This is a genomic window from uncultured Propionibacterium sp., from assembly GCF_963539965.1.
In the GTDB taxonomy this organism is placed as follows: Bacteria; Actinomycetota; Actinomycetes; order Propionibacteriales; family Propionibacteriaceae; genus Propionibacterium.
Genome location: NZ_CAUTOU010000002.1, coordinates 67953 through 83055, shown reverse-complemented (window position 1 = coordinate 83055; position 15103 = coordinate 67953). Strand labels below are relative to the sequence as shown.

Below are 15103 nucleotides of genomic sequence, written 5' to 3'. Positions count from 1 at the left end.
CTGCTATCCCAGCGAGACTCGCTTCAACGTCGTGTCCGCGGCAGGAGCCGGCGAGGCGCCCTGTTTGAACCCCTTCTCGGCGATCTGGCCGAGCACCTGTCTGCCGGCGTCGTCGACGGTGCCGAGCACCGGGTAGTCGCCGGAGACCGTCGAGTCGGCGTAGGTCATGAAGAACTGACCTCCGTCGTGCTCGGGATCGGCCAGGGCGACCGTACCGGCCGGGTAGGTGCACTCGGTACGGCTCTCGTCCGTGCAGCCGATCAGTGACGAATCCGTCTCGGAGGCCAGGCCGTAGCCGGAGGTCCCCTTGCCGGTGCCACTCGGATCACCGCACTGCAGGATGTAGAGCCCCGCATTGGTCAGCCGGTGGCAGGCGGTCCCGGTGTAGTAGCCCTGCTCGGCCAGGGACTCGAACGAGTGCACGGCGCAGGGGGCCGAGGACCGTTCGAGGACGAGGGTGATCGTGCCGGCACTCATCGACAGAGCGACGGTGGCGGTACCGGAGGCCGGCACCCGGGCGCCGCTGGGCGGGTCGACGGCCTTCGCCGCATTGCCCCTGACGGTGTAGTCGCAGGTGACATGGGTCAGGGCGGCGGAATCCGTCCCGGAGTCATTCGTCGGGGCGCTCGCGCACCCGCCCAGTACCAGTGCCACCGCAACCGCCGCGACGCCGACGGCCGTCCTCATCCTGCTCATCGCCAACCTTTCCCCGATGGCTCAAAGGTTGCCACCGCCGAAGCCCTCGGCGCTGCGCGCCATGCCGGTTAGGCTGGGCTCCATGGTGAATCTGACGCGCATCTACACGCGCACCGGCGATGCCGGCAGGACGAGGCTGTCGAACAACGAGGTGGCCGACAAGACCGATCCACGCGTGGAGGCCTACGGCAGCACCGACGAGACCAATTCCGCCATCGGCGTGGCCCTCGCACTGGACCCGGATGAGAGGCTGCGCGGCGCGCTCATGCTCATCCAGAACGAGCTCTTCGACGTCGGCGCCGATCTGTCCAACCCGGTCGTCGCGGACCCCGAGTGGGAGCCGCTGCGCGTCGTGCAGTCCTCCATCGACCGGCTCGAACGCTGGTGCGACGAGTTCGGCGAGCCGCTGCCGAATCTGCGCTCGTTCATCCTGCCCGGCGGCTCCCCCTTGGCCGCCCAGCTGCACGTCGCCCGCTCGCTGGCCCGACGCGCCGAACGCAGGGCCTGGCAGGCCGTCGAGGTCTTCGGTCCCGAGGACGGCCGATCCGAGCCCCATGGCGGAATCAGCCTGCTGGCCGTGAAATACCTCAACCGCTTGTCGGACCTGCTGTTCAACATGGCGCGCTACGCCAATCTGACCGCCGGGCACGACGAGGTGCTGTGGCTTCCGGGTGGTGAGCGCAATGCCGAGCACGCCGAACAGGCCCGCACCGAGAAAGTCTTCCGGGAGGAACACGGCACGCTGGCCCCGGAGCGTTCTCCTGCCCGCGGGCCCGCCGATCACGGCACGCGGTAGGTCCACTCGTCGGCGGTGAACTTCTCGTCCAGCAGGCGCCCGGCCCAAGCGATCTCCTCGGGACGGTAGTCCGACCGGACGGCGTTGTAGCGTCCCATGAAATAGGCCATGAAGCGCCTGAAGATCTCCTCGCGCGGCAGACCGGTTCGCGAGCGCATCGGATCGACGCGCTTGTTGGCGCTCTTCGTCCCCTTGTCGGAGAGCTTCTCGCGGCCGATGCGCAGCACCTGCATCATCTTGTCGGCATCGATGTCATAGCTCATCGTGACGTGGTGCAGGACCGTGCCGTCGACCAGGCGGCGCTGGGCCGCGCCACCGATCTTGCCCTTGTCGCTGGCGATGTCGTTGAGCGGCTCGTAAGTGGCGTGGATGCCGACCCCCTCGAGGGCGCCGAGCACCCAGTCGTCGAGGTAGGCGTAGGACTGCTCGTAGCTGAGGCCCTCGACGAGCGAACCGGGCACGGTCAGCGAGTAGGTGATGCAGTTGCCCGGCTCCATGAACATGGCGCCGCCGCCGGTGATGCGGCGCACGACACGGATGCCGTACTTGGCGGCGTTCTCGGAGTCGACCTCGTTGCGCACCGACTGGAAGGATCCGATGACGACCAGCGGCGAGTCCCAGTCCCAGAAGCGCAGGACCGGGCCGCGGCTGCCCGCGGCGAGTTCGGCCGGGAAGACCTCGTCCAGGGCGACGTGCAGGGCCGGATCCATGACCCTGGGACCGATGACCTCGAAGTCCAAGTCGTTCCAGCCGGTGGCCCCGCCGACTGCGCGGCGGGCCGCGATGGCCACGGCCTGCGGGTCGAAACCGACCATGCGCACACCCCGGCCGAGAGCGGCCCGGATGGCTTCGGCCAGCTCCTCGACCGGGGCCGAGGTGGCCGTTCCGTTGATACCGGCGTTGATCTGCTCAAGGGCCTCGTCGGGTTCGAGGAAGAAATCGCCCGACAGGTGGGCGTTGGCATAGCGGCCGTCGATCTCGTCCGCCTGGACGACGACGAGCTTGCCGCCCCGCACCTTGTACTCACCGCGCACGCCTGCGTCTCCTGTTCACTTCCTGCTCGACCGGTTCTTAGCGGTAACGGCCCTCGCCGGGCGGGCCGGCCTCGAGCCAGCTCATGAATCCGGTGAGGCACTCGGCGTCCATGCCCAGCTGCCACAACGCCGGTTCGGCCGCGCCGAAGCGCTGGGCGACGGCGACGACCTGCTGACCGGCAGCGAGCCTGTGAAGATCGCCGTCGTCCGGCGGTCGGTGATCGACCAGCTCGGCCCGACGGCGATGGATGACGACATTGGGGCGGCGTCCGAGGGACAACACCCGGTACCAGCCCAAGTGGTTGCCCTCGTAACGGGCCAGGCCGGAGTGCCAGGGGCGCACGACGGGGCGCTTCTGGCGCAGCTGGCACTCGAAGACGCCGCCGCGCGACCAGATCCACCGGATGCGGAGCACGCCGAGCACGCCGAGCAGGAGAACGACGACGACGGCAAGGGCCACCAGCCCGGCGATGATGTCTCCCGCTTCCATGCCAGAAACCTACCCGCCCCGCGCCGGGCGGACCAAGGTCATCGCCGGTCCTCCCCGATGACCCTGACCGGGGCGGGCGTGATCTCGGCCTCGCCGCCGGCCAGCGCGGCGGCCCTGGAGGCGGCGCGCACCTGGGCTATGGCGTGGTTGTACTCGCGCGCCTGGCTCTGATCGGCCTCGCCGGAGTCGACGACCTCGTGCAGATGGGCGATCGTGCTGCGCGCCTGGTCGACGGAGATCTCGGAGGAGATCTCGCCGAAGGCGCTCAGCAGCGAGACATGGTTGTTGAACACCGAAATGAAGCCGTCGGAAACGGCGATGACCTCGGTGACGCCGTCGACGCGCGTGATCTGCACGGCGCACGGCACCAGGGCGGCCATGAGCGGCGTGTGATTGGCGAGGATGCCGATGTCGCCTTCAGTGGTCCTGGCGATCACGTTGACGGCCTGGCCCTCCCAGACCCTGCCGTCGGCGGCGACCACCGCGACCTCGAGGGGTGCGGCCATCAGGACTCCTTCTTGAGCTGGTCCCACTTCTTGTAGACGTCATCGAGATCGCCGACGTTGAAGAAGGCCTGCTCCGGGACCTCGTCGCACTTGCCCTCGCAGATCATCTTGAAGCTCTCGACGGTCTGCGTCACGGGGACCGTGGAGCCCTCGACGCCGGTGAACTTGGTGCCCGTGTACATGTTCTGGGACAGGAACTGCTGCACCCGGCGGGCCCGGGAGACGACGATCTTGTCCTCCTCGCTCAATTCGTCGATGCCGAGGATGGCGATGATGTCCTGGAGCTCCTTGTTGCGCTGCAGAATCTGCTTGACCTGCGTGGCGACCTCGTAGTGCTCCTGCCCGACGTACTCGGGGGCGAGCAGGCGGCTGGTACTGGTCAGCGGGTCGACGGCCGGGTACAGGCCGCGCGAGGCGATCTCACGGGAGAGCTCGGTCGTGGCGTCCAGGTGGGCGAAGGTCGTCGCCGGTGCCGGGTCGGTGTAGTCGTCGGCGGGCACGTAGATGGCCTGCATCGAAGTGATGGAGTGGCCCCGCGTCGAGGTGATACGCTCCTGGAGCTGCCCCATCTCGTCGGCCAGGTTGGGCTGGTAGCCCACTGCCGAGGGCATGCGTCCGAGCAGCGTGGAGACCTCCGAGCCCGCCTGGGTGAAACGGAAGATGTTGTCGATGAACAGCAGCACGTCCTGGTTCTGCACGTCGCGGAAGTACTCGGACATCGTCAGCGCACTCAGGGCGACGCGAAGACGAGTGCCCGGGGGCTCGTCCATCTGGCCGAAGACCAGGGCGGTGTCCTTGAGCACGCCGGCCTCGTCCATCTCGTGGATGAGGTCGTTGCCCTCACGGGTGCGCTCGCCGACACCGGCGAACACCGAGGTGCCGCCGAAGTTGTGGGCGATGCGGTAGATCATCTCCTGGATGAGCACCGTCTTGCCCACGCCGGCACCGCCGAACAGACCGATCTTGCCCCCCTGGACGTACGGGGTCAGCAGGTCGAGGACCTTCAGTCCGGTCTCGAGCATCCGGGTACTGGGTTCGAGCACGTCGAACGACGGCGGATCGCGGTGGATCGGCCAGCGTTCGGTGACGGCGATGCTCGACGGATCGGCGTTGAGGACGTCGCCGGTGACGTTCCACACATGTCCCTTCGTGACGTCGCCGACGGGCACGCTGATCGGGGCGCCGGTGTCGATGACCTCGGTGCCCCGGCGCAGGCCGTCGGTGGGCTTCAACGAGGTGCAGCGCACCGTGTTGTCGCCGATCTGCAGGGCCACCTCGAGGGTGATCGTGCGCTCGCCCTCGCCGGAGTCCAGGCTCACGTGCAGGGCGTTGTCGATCTCGGGGATGCGGCCGTCCGGGAACTCGACGTCGACAACCGCGCCGATGACGCGGACGACATGGCCGTTGACCGTCGTGGCGGAACCGGGAGCTGTGGATGTGACAGTCATTCAGGTCTCCTGCCTGGATTCGGACAACGCGCCTGCGCCGCCCACGATTTCGTTGATCTCCTGCGTGATCTCGCCTTGGCGGGCCTGGTTGGCCTGCCGCGTGAGAGTGTCGATCAGGGTGCTGGCATTGTCGGTGGCCGAGTGCATGGCCTGCTGCCGGGCCGCCAGCTCGGAGGCCGCGGACTCGCGCAGCATGTACTTGATGCGGTCGATCACGTACAGCGGCAGCAGGGCGCCGAGCACCGTCTCGGGATCGGGCTCGAACATGTACGGCGGGACGAAGTCTCCGGGGCGCTCCAGCGCCTGGTCGGGGCTCTCGGCGACATCGCCGCTGTCCGCGACGATCTTCAGCGGGAGCAGCCTGACGATCTCGGTCTCCTGCGTGACGAGCGATCGGAAGCGGGTGAACACCACGTGGATCGAGTCGACACCGCCCTTCTCGACAGGTGTCATGAACGCGTCGATGAGCCTGTTACCGATCCGGTAGGCGTGCCTGTAATGCGGTTCGTCGCTGAAGCCCGTCCAGGAGTCGGACAGTTCGACGCCGCGGAAGGCGAAGTAGTCGTGCGCCTTGCGCCCGACCGTGTAGATGTCGACCTCGCTGCCGGATCCGTGCAGCCGGGCGATGAGGCCCTCGGCGGCCCTCATCACATTGGACGGATAGCCGCCTGCCAGGCCGCGGTCGGAGTTCACCACGAGCACGGCGACGCGCCTGGCGTTCTCGACATCGCTCGTCAGCGGGTGACTCACGCGGGAGTAGGCCGCAGCGGAGGATACGGCCCTGACCAGCTCGCGCGTGTAGTCGTCCGAGTTGCGGGCCTTCTGCTGGGCCCTCGTGACGCGCGAGGCCGCGATGAGCTCCATGGCCTTCGTGATCTTCATCGTCGTGGCCACGGAGTTCTTGCGCTGTCTCAGCTCGCGCAGGGAGGCAGGCATGTCAGGACCTCTTCGTGGCGACGATCCTGGCCTGGTTGATGTTCTCCTCGCCGATCTCATCGGCTTCGCCGGTGCTCAGGGGCTGGCCGTCGCCGGTGCGGAAGACGCCCGAGAAGGCCTCGACCTGGCGGGTGAGCTCGGCGGCGGACTCGTCCGAGAGCTCACCGGAGCCCGTGATCGTGGCCAGGACGTCGGTCTGCTCGCGCAGGTGCTCGACGAACTCGTCGACGAAGCGCAGCACGTCCTCGACCGGGACGGGGTCGAGATGGCCGTTGATGCCGGACCACAGGGCTATGACCTGCTCGGCCATCGGAACGGGACTGGCCTGGCGCTGACGCAGCAGCTCGGTGAGGCGGGCGCCGCGGTCGAGCTGGCGGCGGCTGGTCGCGTCCAGGTCGGAGGCGAACATGGCGAAGGCCTGCATGTCGCGGTACTGGGCCAGGTCGATCTTCAGCGTGCCGGAGACCTTCTTCATGGCCCTGGTCTGGGCGGCGCCGCCGACACGGCTGACGGACAAGCCGACGTCGACCGCCGGACGCTGGTTGGCGTTGAACAGGTCGGACTGCAGGAAGATCTGGCCGTCGGTGATCGAGATGACGTTGGTCGGGATGTAGGCCGAGATGTCATTGGCCTTGGTCTCGACGATCGGCAGGCCGGTCATCGAGCCGCCGCCCAGATCGTCGGACAGCTTGGCGCAGCGCTCCAGCAGACGGCTGTGCAGGTAGAAGACGTCGCCGGGGTAGGCCTCGCGGCCGGGCGGCCGGCGCAGCAGCAGCGACATGGCGCGGTAGGCCTCGGCCTGCTTGGTCAGATCGTCGAAGACGATGAGCACGTGCCTGCCGGCGTACATCCAGTGTTGGCCGATGGCCGAGCCCGCGTAGGGGGCGATGTACTTGAAGCCCGCGGGATCGGAGGCGGGGGCGTTGACGATGGTGGTGTACTCCATCGCGCCGGCCTTCTCGAGGTTCTCGCGGACCTCGGTGACGGTCGAGTTCTTCTGCCCGACGGCGACGTAGATGCAGCGCACCTGCTGAGCCGGATCGCCGGTCAGCCAGTTCTCGCGCTGGTTGATGATCGTGTCGGTGGCGACGGTCGTCTTGCCGGTCTTGCGGTCGCCGATGATGAGTTCGCGCTGGCCGCGCCCGATCGGGACCATCGAGTCGATGGCCTTCAGGCCGGTCATCAGCGGTTCGCGGACCTCTTGGCGGTGCATGACGTCGGCCGCCTGCAGCTCGAGGGCGCGACGTCCCTCGACGCCGGTCAGCGGCCCCCTGCCGTCGATGGGGCTGCCCATGGCGTCCACGACGCGGCCCAGGTAGCCGTCGCCGACGGGCACCGAGAGGATCTCGCCGGTGCCGTGCACGGCCGAACCCTCGTCGACGCCCTCGGAGTCGCCCAGGATGACGGCGCCGATCTCCCGGGCCTCCAGGTTGAGGGCGATGCCCATCGTGCCGTTCTCGAATCGCAGCAGCTCATTGGCCATCGCGTGCGCCAGGCCCTCGACGTGCGCGATGCCATCGCCCGAACTCGTCACGAGGCCCACTTCCTCGGGTGCCGCCCGATCGGGCGCGAAACTCTGCACGAAGCTGTCCAGTGCGTTGCGGATCTCGTCCGAACTGATGCTCAGTTCAGCCATGGCGTCCTGTCTTCCTCGATTTCTGCATGTGCCCCGGCCGGGGCCTGGTCGGTGTGGGTCAGACGAACTCTCTGCGGGCCTGGTCCAGCGCGGCCGCGATCGTCCCGTCGATCACTTCGTCGCCGATGAGCACGCGCACGCCGCCGACCACGCCGGGGTCGATGCCGATGCTCAGGTCGATCGGCGCAGCGTAGATGCGCGTCAGCTGGGTCCTCAGCCGTTCGGCCTGGTCCTCGGGCAGCGCCCTGGCGACGGTGACCCGCGCCAGCCGTCGTCCGAGGACGCTGGAGGCGATCTCCTCGTAGCCGGCGATCGTCCTGTCGACCCGCCCACCACGGCGGGCGGCGTGCTGGACCAGGACGAGCGTAGCGGCACCCACCCTGGGGCCGAGCAGCCCCGTGACGAGCGCGGAGCGGTCCTCGGCCGCCGAGCCGTGCGCCGACAGGGACTGCTCGAGCTCGGCGTTGCCGCCGATGAGGCGCGCGCAGGCGCCGAGCTCGGCGCGAACCGTCTCGGGGCTGCCCGAACGGACGCCGATGCGCACGCCCTGCACCTCGAGCGCATCGGCGAGGCCGAGCCCGGAGGGCCAGTCCATGGCGACGGCCGCCGTCAGCAGGCTCGCCGCCGCCGAACCGATCCGGTGGCCGAACAGGCGCTCGACGAGCCGCCCACGGGCGTCCGGTTCGAGGCTCGTGTCGGTCAGGGCGCGGCGCAGTGGGAGATTGTCGCGCAGCGCGTCGACGATCCCGAAGATCTCATCGGTCAGATCGCTGGTCGGGCTGAGTCCGTCGGCAGCCGCGTCGAGCGCCGCGGATCGGTTCTCGGCCACGGTTCTCACTCCCCCGCGCCCCGGACCCGCACGGGTTGGGTCTCCAGTTCGGTCAGGAAACGGTCAACCGTGCGACGGGCGCGCTCGTCGTCGAGGGACTCCCCCACGATGCGGCCGGCGAGTGTCGTGGCCAGGCCGCCCAGCTGGAGTCTGAGCTCGTTCATGGCGACCTCGCGCTCGGTGGCTATCTGGGCCCGGGCCTCGGCGATCATCCTGGCCTGCTCCTGGGCCGCCTTCTGCCTGGCCTCGGCGACGATCTGCTCACCGCGCTCGGCGGCCTCGTCACGGCTGCGCGCCGAATCCGCGCGCACCGCGTCCAGCTGGGCCTGGTACTCGGCCTTGGCGGCGTTCGCCTCCGCCTGCACCTGCTCGGCGTGCCTGATGCCGCCCTCGATCTCATCGGTCCGACGCTCGTAAAGCTCCTCGAAGCGGGGAGCCACCGCCTTGGACACGATCAGCCACATGAGGGCGAGCAGGGCCAGGCCGGCGAGGAACTCGGACAACTCGGGCAGCAGCGGACCGAGATCGAGCAGCGGTACCAGTTCGAACGGTGTCATCGCGGACTACTCATCTGACGACGAAGGCGAGGACGAAGCCCAGAATGGCCAGCGCCTCGACGATGGCGAAGCCGACGTAGACCGGCTGCATGATGGAGCCCCTGGCCTCGGGCTGGCGGGCGATGCCGTTGATGCCGGCGTAGAAGATGAGTGCCACGCCGATGGCGGGACCGAGCGTCGCCAGGCCGTAGCCGAGGACGTTCAGCGAGCCGCTAATCTCCAACGGGGTCATTGCATTTCCTTTCTCAGATGTAGAAGCCCGGACGGGTGCTCCTCAGTGGGCCTGCCCTACCGAGGAACCGATGTACTGCGCGGTCAGCATCGTGAAGATGTAGGCCTGCAGGAAGCCGATGAAGAGCTCCAGGCACAGCATGGTCATGCCGAAGAGCAGCGCCACCACGCCGGTGACGTTGTAGAAGGCGTTGTGGGCCCATGTGAGCAGGGCGGCCCCGCCCCCGACGAAGACCATGACCGACATGTGGCCCGCGAACATGTTCGCGAAGAGTCGGACCGACAGGGTCAGCGGACGGGTGAGGAAGATCGAGATGAACTCGAGCGGGATGACGACCGGCGTGAGCCAGATCGGCACGCCCGCCGGCAGCATGGCGACCCTCAGATAACCCAGGCCGTGCTGCTTGAAACCCGACACGACATAAGCCAGGAAGGTGAGGATCGCCGCCGCGTAGGCGTAGCCGACGCGGGAGAACGTCGGGAACATGAACAGGAAGGTCTCACCGAACCAGTTGCTGACCAGCACGAAGCAGAAGACCGTGAGCAGATAGGGCACGAATCCGCGGTAGCCCGGGCCGATCATGTCGCGGCCGATGTTGCGCACGAAGTCGTAGACGTACTCGGTGAAGAACTGCGCCCTGGTGGGCACGACTCTCAGGTGGCGCGAGGCGATGAGCCAGAACGCCAGGACGCCGACGAAGGCGATGAGCACCAGCAGCAGCGGTTTGGTGAACCAGGTGGTGCCGAACCAGCCCTCGAACTGGAAGTCCCCGGTGCCCGGCGACTCCCAGCCGGTGGTCGCGCCGGCGAGAAGCTGCGAGGCCTTGGTGGCCGCGATCCACACGACGATGACGAGCACCGCGACGAGGACGGGGCTGATGCCCCTCCTCTCCGCGGTCCTCTCGGTAGCCGTTGCCTGAGCGCTGCTCATTCATCGTCTCCGAATCTCTTGATGATCAGGTAGACGGCTGCCGCCGCACCCAGTACGAGCCCGACGGGCAGGAAGGCGCCGGTATGCAGGAGATGGTCGGCGAGCCAGCCGAGTGCGCCGTAGAAGATGACGCCGGCGAGCAGGTAGGACACGGCCGTCACCCCGTCGCCGCCCGCGGATGGAGTGCCGAGCCGATGATCAGTGCTCATCGACGACCCCCTCCGCGCTGCCACCATCGTATATGTAGCTCCGCGTCCGGCGCAGAGCCCGGATGATCCCCGCAGACCACCCGCACACCAAGGTTACCGTCGTCCAGGCGAACCAGTCCACACGACCGGGGCCGCCGAGCCAGCCCGCCGATTCCAATCCCCACAGGGCAAGAGCCGCCAGCGCCGCCCTGATGACGAACCCTGCGAGAAGCGGCCCGAGGGCCCTCAAGCCCGGTACGCGCAGCGCACGCGAGTCGCCGACGACACCCGCCACGAAGTAGGCGCCGACGACCACGAGCGCCATCGCCCAGCCCCGCAGACCGTCGGCACCGGCGACGATGAGGCCGCCCGCGGCGGCCGGGATGCTGCACAGCAGCGCCCCGGCCAGTCCCCCGAGCAGCATCGTCCACTGCCAGGGCCGTCCCGACGGGGGCCTCACGAGGCGCTCCGTCCCGCCGTGCGCCGGTGCCCGCTGAGCGGACCGACGGTGACCAGGACGGCCAGGATCACGAGCACGACGAGACCGGCGGCGAGCCAGCCGTTCCAGACCAGGCCGAGGACGATGACGCCGAAGGCGACCAGAGCCGTCCACATGTACATGATGAGGACGGCCTTGACCTGCGAGTGGCCGCGTTGGAGCAGGCGGTGGTGCAGATGCTTCTTGTCGGCCACGAACCACCAGTTGCCATTCCAGGTACGGCGAACGTAGGCCAGCAGCAGATCGGCCAGGGGGATCGCCATGACGGCGATCGGCAGCAGGATGGGCAGCAGCGCCGGCAGGATGTCACCGCTGGTCGGCGTGAGCGCGGACGAATCTATCTGACCGGTCAGCGAGATCATGCTGCAGGCCAGCAGCAGGCCGAGCAGCATCGAACCGGAATCGCCCATGAACATGCGCGCCCGATGGAAGTTGTGCGGCAGGAAGCCGGCGCAGATACCAGCGATCGTCGCGCTGACCAGCGAGGCCGTCGTGGCCACGACGAACTGCTGCTGGTAGGCCAGCAAATAGGTGTAGACGAACAGCGCGAGCGCCCCGATGCCCACGACACCGGAGGCCAGGCCGTCCAGGCCGTCGATCAGGTTGATGGCGTTCACGCAGACGAAGATGTACAGCACCGTGACGAGCAGCGATGTCGGCGTGTCGAGGGCGATGATCTGGTGCGGCAGGCTCACCCAGTACATCCGCACGCCGTTGAGGACGACGACCCCGGCGGCAAGCACCTGGCCGGCGACCTTGGCCATCCACGGCAGGTCTATCGCGTCGTCGATGGCGCCGATGACGCAGATGACGGCGGCACCGGCGAAGATGCCCAGCGCATCGTGCGTCAGCGTGGCATGCCGTCCCAGGAAGGGCAGGTGGATGGCCAGCAGAAAGGCCGCCAGCACGCCGACGAGCATGGCCGCACCGCCCAGGTAGGGCGTGGGCCGCGAATGCACGTCGCGCTCGCGCACCGCCGCAAGGGCTCCCGTGGCCACGGCGGCGCGCCGGCACGGTCCGCAGAACAGGAAGGTGCCAAGGGCCGCGATGAGCATGACCAGGATGTACTCGCGCATGAGCCGCCTCAGACCGTGACCGGGTCGTTCCCGCCGGCCCCGGTCCCGTCGACGATCGGGGCCGGTCGTCCATCGGCGGGGGCCTGATCCGCTGCCGGAGCCCGGAAGGCCTCAAGGCCCGGACTGCACTCGAGCAGCTCGTCATAGCCGATCACGCCGTCGCGCAGGACGCGGCCGGCGTATCGTTTGGTGAAGTCCACGATCGTCGAGGCCGTCGGACCGGGCGTCGGACCGCCGTCGAGGTAGACGGCGACCGAGTCGCCGAGCATGGACCGGGCACCGTCCGCATCGGTGGCGGCCTCCCGGCCGGAGATGTTCGCGCTGGAGACGGCGAGCGGGCCGGTGTGGCGCAACAGCTCGCGGGCGTCGTCGTTGTCGGGTACGCGCACGGCGATCGTGCCCCCGGTCTCCCCCAGGTCCATCCGCAGGCTCGTGGGGGCGCGCAGGATCAGCGTCAGGGCGCCGGGCCAGAACCTGGCGACCATGCGTTTGGCCCCGGGAGGAACGGCTGCGGCCAGCGCGAGCAGCATGCCGGGCTCGGCGATGAGGACCGGCGGCGGCATGTCGCGCCCGCGGTGCTTGGCCTCGAGGAGGCCGCGGACGGCCCCGGGCGAGAACGGATCGGCGCCGACGCCGTAGACGGTGTCGGTGGGCAGGACGATCGGGCGCCCCTGCCTCACGGCCCGCTGGGCCGCCGTCATCGCCTCGTCGTGCTGGGCGCGCAGGTCGAAGCATCGAGCGGGCACGACCCGCTCCTCGGCGCCCACCGCCGCCTCGTTCCCGCTGGACTCGCTCACGGCGTCCATTCTTCCACCTGGGCCCTGCGCACCGCGCTGACGAAACGGGGCCGACCGGTCAGATCGGGATGGTCCTCGATCATGCGGAAGGAACCGGTGGCGGCCAGCAGTTGCGGCGCCGAGCCGCCCTGCGTCTCATCGTGCTCGACCACGAGCCAGCCGCCCGGGCGCAGGAGTCTGGCTGCGGTCCCGGCGAGCACGCGCAGGGCGTCCAGGCCGTCAGCGCCCGAGAAGAGGGCCTCGCGCGGATCGTGGGCGAGCACATCGGCCGGTACCCGCCCGGCTGCGCCGGTGGGGACGTAGGGCGGATTGGCGACGACCAGGTCGGCCCCGCCGTTGAGCTCGTGCAGCGCATCGGCCATGTCGCCGTGAACGACTTCGACCCCGTGCGGCTCCAGGTTCCGCCGGGCCCAGACCAGGGCGGCGCCGGACCTCTCGACGGCATGGATGCGCGGCTCGCCGGGGTACTCGTCGGCGATCGACGCCGCGATGGCTCCCGAACCCGTGCACAGGTCGACGACGACAGGGGCCGGGCCGGTGTCCCGACGCAGGGCCATGAGCCTGCTCAGGGCGAACTGGACGACGGTCTCGGTCTCGGGACGCGGGATGAACACGCCGGGGCCGACGAGCACCTTGATCCTGCGGAACCAGGCCACGCCGGTCAGGTACTGGACGGGTTCGCCGCCGCTGCGACGGTCGAGCAGCTCCTCGTAGCGCCGGGCGACGGCCTCGCCGAGCTCGCGCGTCGTGGCCAGACCGGACGGCTCCATGCGCGCGGCATGGGCCAGGAGCAGGCGGGCGTCGGCGCGCGGCGTCGGCAGGCCCGCCCGGGCGAGCTGCGTGATGCCCTCCCTGATCATCGCCGCGGGGCGACGGCGGACCATCACCGCCCCACCTGCTCCAGACGTTCGGCCAGATCGGCCGCATGGAGCGCTTCGAGGAGCGGGCCGAGCCCCCCGTCGAGGACGGAGTTCAGGTTGTGCGCCTTGAAACCGATGCGGTGGTCGGTGACGCGGTTCTCGGGGAAGTTGTAGGTGCGGATGCGTTCGGAGCGATCGACCGTGCGCACCTGCGAGCGGCGGGCCTGCTCCGTCGCGGCGGCCGCCTCCTGCTCGGCGGCCGCGACGAGGCGCGCGCGCAGGATGCGCATGGCCTGCTCCCTGTTCTGCAACTGGCTGCGCTGGTCCTGACAGGTGACGACGATGCCGCTGGGCAGGTGCGTGATGCGCACCGCCGAATCGGTGGTGTTGACGCCCTGGCCGCCCTTGCCGGTGGAGCGGTAGACGTCGATGCGCAGGTCGTCGGGATCGATCTCGACCTCGTCGCCCTCGACGTCGGGCATGACCAGCACGCCGACGGCCGAGGTGTGGATGCGTCCGGCGGACTCGGTGACCGGCACGCGCTGAACGCGGTGCACGCCGCCCTCGAACTTGAGAACGCCGTAGGGCGCCTCGGCGGCGCCCGCGGGCCCGGCGCGGAAGACGACCGTGACCGACTTGTAGCCGCCCAGGTCGGTGCCCTCGGCCTCCAGGATCTCGACGCCCCAGCCGACGTGCTCGGCGTAGCGCGTGTACATGGTCAGCAGGTCGCCGGCGAACAGCGCGGACTCCTCGCCGCCCTCGCCGGACTTGATCTGGACGATCGCGTCGTTGGAGTCGTTGGGGTCGCGCGGGGCCAGCAGACGGGTGAGGCGCTCGCCGGCGGTCGCGCGACGGGCGCCGAGTGAGGCGGCCTCGGCGGCGAAATCGGGATCATCGCCGGCCAGTTCCTCGGCGGCCGCGAGGTCCTCGGTGAGCCGGTCGTACTCGTCGAGGGCCTTCACGATGCCGAGCAGCTCCGAGTAGCGCCGACCGGCCCGGCGCGATCGCCGCGGGTCGCCGATCACTCCCGGGTCGGCCAGCTGGGACTCGAGCTCGGCGAACTCGTCGCGCAAAGACCGCGCAGCCTCGAACACGTGCGCTCTCCTTCCGGACCGCCGGTCCGTACCGCCCTCGTACCGCGACCCATCTGCGATGACCCATCCGGACCGGCGCCGATCGGCCCCTCGGACGCGGCGGCGCCCGGACATGACGCCGTCGGGCGCCGGGGACGACCCGGCGCCCGACGGCAAGGACTACCTGGTGGCCCGGCGCTTGCCGTAGCGGCGCTCGAAGCGGGCCACGCGGCCGCCGGTGTCGAGGATCTTCTGTTTGCCGGTGTAGAACGGGTGGCAGTTGCTGCACACGTCGACGGTCATGGCATCGCCGGGGTAGGTGCTGCGCGTGGTGAACCCGTTGCCGCAGGTGCACACGACCCTGACATCGTGGTACTCGGGATGGGTGGCCCTCTTCATGATCTCTCCTGTTCCTGCGCCCCGGGTCGCCGTCTTCCAGGTCCTGCGCACAGCGTGCGATGCGGGCGTGAACCGGAGCGCCGCTCAATGCTAGCCGATCGACCGGGGCCGATCCAGCGGC

Annotated in this window: 18 protein-coding genes and 1 pseudogene; 1 reads left to right on the top strand and 18 read right to left on the bottom strand. The window is 69.3% G+C overall.

Translation table 11 applies throughout. From position 1 onward, the window contains the following. Window positions 1–3: 3 nt before the first annotated feature. Window positions 4–696, bottom strand: a complete 693-nt coding sequence (locus R2N01_RS01295) for a peptidylprolyl isomerase (RefSeq protein WP_316667658.1) — start codon at window positions 694–696, stop codon at window positions 4–6. Between the two features lie 82 nt (window positions 697–778). Between R2N01_RS01295 and R2N01_RS01290 the strand changes: the two are divergent. Beyond that, window positions 779–1381 (top strand): annotated as a pseudogene (locus R2N01_RS01290) (cob(I)yrinic acid a,c-diamide adenosyltransferase); the annotation flags it as partial. A gap of 95 nt (window positions 1382–1476) precedes the next feature. Here R2N01_RS01290 and R2N01_RS01285 read toward each other — a convergent pair. The 17 genes from R2N01_RS01285 to rpmE all read right to left on the bottom strand — a co-directional run bounded on the left by R2N01_RS01285 (window position 1477) and on the right by rpmE (window position 14982). Next, window positions 1477–2526 (bottom strand): biotin/lipoate A/B protein ligase family protein, encoded by a 1050-nt coding sequence (locus R2N01_RS01285; RefSeq protein ID WP_316667656.1) that lies wholly within the window; start codon window positions 2524–2526, stop codon window positions 1477–1479. 37 nt (window positions 2527–2563) lie between these two features. Then, entirely contained in the window at window positions 2564–3016 is a 453-nt protein-coding gene (locus R2N01_RS01280) for a DUF2550 domain-containing protein (protein WP_316667654.1), read from the bottom strand. Window positions 3017–3054: 38 nt separating this feature from the next. After that, window positions 3055–3522, bottom strand: coding sequence for a F0F1 ATP synthase subunit epsilon (locus R2N01_RS01275; protein WP_316667652.1), 468 nt, complete (start codon window positions 3520–3522; stop codon window positions 3055–3057). Continuing rightward, entirely contained in the window at window positions 3522–4970 is a 1449-nt protein-coding gene (gene atpD / locus R2N01_RS01270) for a F0F1 ATP synthase subunit beta (protein WP_316667650.1), read from the bottom strand. Before atpD ends, R2N01_RS01275 begins: the two co-directional genes overlap by 1 nt. Further along, window positions 4971–5906, bottom strand: a complete 936-nt coding sequence (locus tag R2N01_RS01265; RefSeq protein ID WP_316667648.1) for a F0F1 ATP synthase subunit gamma — start codon at window positions 5904–5906, stop codon at window positions 4971–4973. A 1-nt stretch (window position 5907) separates the two neighbouring features. Continuing rightward, entirely contained in the window at window positions 5908–7542 is a 1635-nt protein-coding gene (gene atpA, locus R2N01_RS01260; RefSeq protein ID WP_316667646.1) for a F0F1 ATP synthase subunit alpha, read from the bottom strand. 58 nt (window positions 7543–7600) lie between these two features. Next, entirely contained in the window at window positions 7601–8371 is a 771-nt protein-coding gene (locus R2N01_RS01255; protein WP_316667644.1) for a F0F1 ATP synthase subunit delta, read from the bottom strand. 5 nt (window positions 8372–8376) lie between these two features. After that, a complete protein-coding gene (locus R2N01_RS01250) occupies window positions 8377–8928 on the bottom strand; it encodes a F0F1 ATP synthase subunit B (protein ID WP_316667641.1) in 552 nt (183 codons plus the stop codon). Between the two features lie 10 nt (window positions 8929–8938). Further along, window positions 8939–9160 carry an ATP synthase F0 subunit C gene (locus R2N01_RS01245; protein WP_316667639.1) on the bottom strand — a complete coding sequence of 74 codons (222 nt, stop codon included), beginning with the start codon at window positions 9158–9160 and terminating at the stop codon, window positions 8939–8941. A gap of 42 nt (window positions 9161–9202) precedes the next feature. Then, window positions 9203–10090 carry a F0F1 ATP synthase subunit A gene (gene atpB, locus R2N01_RS01240; RefSeq protein WP_316667637.1) on the bottom strand — a complete coding sequence of 296 codons (888 nt, stop codon included), beginning with the start codon at window positions 10088–10090 and terminating at the stop codon, window positions 9203–9205. Beyond that, entirely contained in the window at window positions 10087–10299 is a 213-nt protein-coding gene (locus tag R2N01_RS01235; RefSeq protein WP_316667635.1) for a hypothetical protein, read from the bottom strand. The genes atpB and R2N01_RS01235 overlap by 4 nt, the downstream gene beginning before the upstream one ends. Next, window positions 10289–10738 carry a hypothetical protein gene (locus R2N01_RS01230; RefSeq protein ID WP_316667633.1) on the bottom strand — a complete coding sequence of 150 codons (450 nt, stop codon included), beginning with the start codon at window positions 10736–10738 and terminating at the stop codon, window positions 10289–10291. Before R2N01_RS01230 ends, R2N01_RS01235 begins: the two co-directional genes overlap by 11 nt. Continuing rightward, complete coding sequence (locus R2N01_RS01225; RefSeq protein WP_316667631.1) at window positions 10735–11853, bottom strand: MraY family glycosyltransferase; 1119 nt, start codon at window positions 11851–11853, stop codon at window positions 10735–10737. The genes R2N01_RS01230 and R2N01_RS01225 overlap by 4 nt, the downstream gene beginning before the upstream one ends. A gap of 8 nt (window positions 11854–11861) precedes the next feature. Beyond that, window positions 11862–12650, bottom strand: coding sequence for an L-threonylcarbamoyladenylate synthase (locus R2N01_RS01220; protein WP_316667629.1), 789 nt, complete (start codon window positions 12648–12650; stop codon window positions 11862–11864). Then, window positions 12647–13534, bottom strand: a complete 888-nt coding sequence (prmC, locus tag R2N01_RS01215) for a peptide chain release factor N(5)-glutamine methyltransferase (protein WP_316667787.1) — start codon at window positions 13532–13534, stop codon at window positions 12647–12649. The genes R2N01_RS01220 and prmC overlap by 4 nt, the downstream gene beginning before the upstream one ends. Beyond that, entirely contained in the window at window positions 13534–14604 is a 1071-nt protein-coding gene (gene prfA, locus R2N01_RS01210) for a peptide chain release factor 1 (protein WP_316667627.1), read from the bottom strand. Before prfA ends, prmC begins: the two co-directional genes overlap by 1 nt. A 159-nt stretch (window positions 14605–14763) precedes the next feature. Further along, window positions 14764–14982 (bottom strand): 50S ribosomal protein L31, encoded by a 219-nt coding sequence (rpmE, locus tag R2N01_RS01205; RefSeq protein ID WP_316667625.1) that lies wholly within the window; start codon window positions 14980–14982, stop codon window positions 14764–14766. Between the last annotated feature and the right edge of the window lie 121 nt (window positions 14983–15103).

Bases quoted from the DNA above. Each gene is read 5' to 3' on its own strand.
- R2N01_RS01295 (WP_316667658.1), bottom strand. From the start codon at position 696: ATGAGCAGGATGAGGACGGCCGTCGGCGTCGCGGCGGTTGCGGTGGCA.
- R2N01_RS01280 (WP_316667654.1), bottom strand. From the start codon at position 3,016: ATGGAAGCGGGAGACATCATCGCCGGGCTGGTGGCCCTTGCCGTCGTC.
- R2N01_RS01275 (WP_316667652.1), bottom strand. From the start codon at position 3,522: ATGGCCGCACCCCTCGAGGTCGCGGTGGTCGCCGCCGACGGCAGGGTC.
- atpD (WP_316667650.1), bottom strand. From the start codon at position 4,970: ATGACTGTCACATCCACAGCTCCCGGTTCCGCCACGACGGTCAACGGC.
- R2N01_RS01265 (WP_316667648.1), bottom strand. From the start codon at position 5,906: ATGCCTGCCTCCCTGCGCGAGCTGAGACAGCGCAAGAACTCCGTGGCC.
- atpA (WP_316667646.1), bottom strand. From the start codon at position 7,542: ATGGCTGAACTGAGCATCAGTTCGGACGAGATCCGCAACGCACTGGAC.
- R2N01_RS01250 (WP_316667641.1), bottom strand. From the start codon at position 8,928: ATGACACCGTTCGAACTGGTACCGCTGCTCGATCTCGGTCCGCTGCTG.
- R2N01_RS01245 (WP_316667639.1), bottom strand. From the start codon at position 9,160: ATGACCCCGTTGGAGATTAGCGGCTCGCTGAACGTCCTCGGCTACGGC.
- atpB (WP_316667637.1), bottom strand. From the start codon at position 10,090: ATGAGCAGCGCTCAGGCAACGGCTACCGAGAGGACCGCGGAGAGGAGG.
- R2N01_RS01235 (WP_316667635.1), bottom strand. From the start codon at position 10,299: ATGAGCACTGATCATCGGCTCGGCACTCCATCCGCGGGCGGCGACGGG.
- R2N01_RS01225 (WP_316667631.1), bottom strand. From the start codon at position 11,853: ATGCGCGAGTACATCCTGGTCATGCTCATCGCGGCCCTTGGCACCTTC.
- prmC (WP_316667787.1), bottom strand. From the start codon at position 13,534: ATGGTCCGCCGTCGCCCCGCGGCGATGATCAGGGAGGGCATCACGCAG.
- rpmE (WP_316667625.1), bottom strand. From the start codon at position 14,982: ATGAAGAGGGCCACCCATCCCGAGTACCACGATGTCAGGGTCGTGTGC.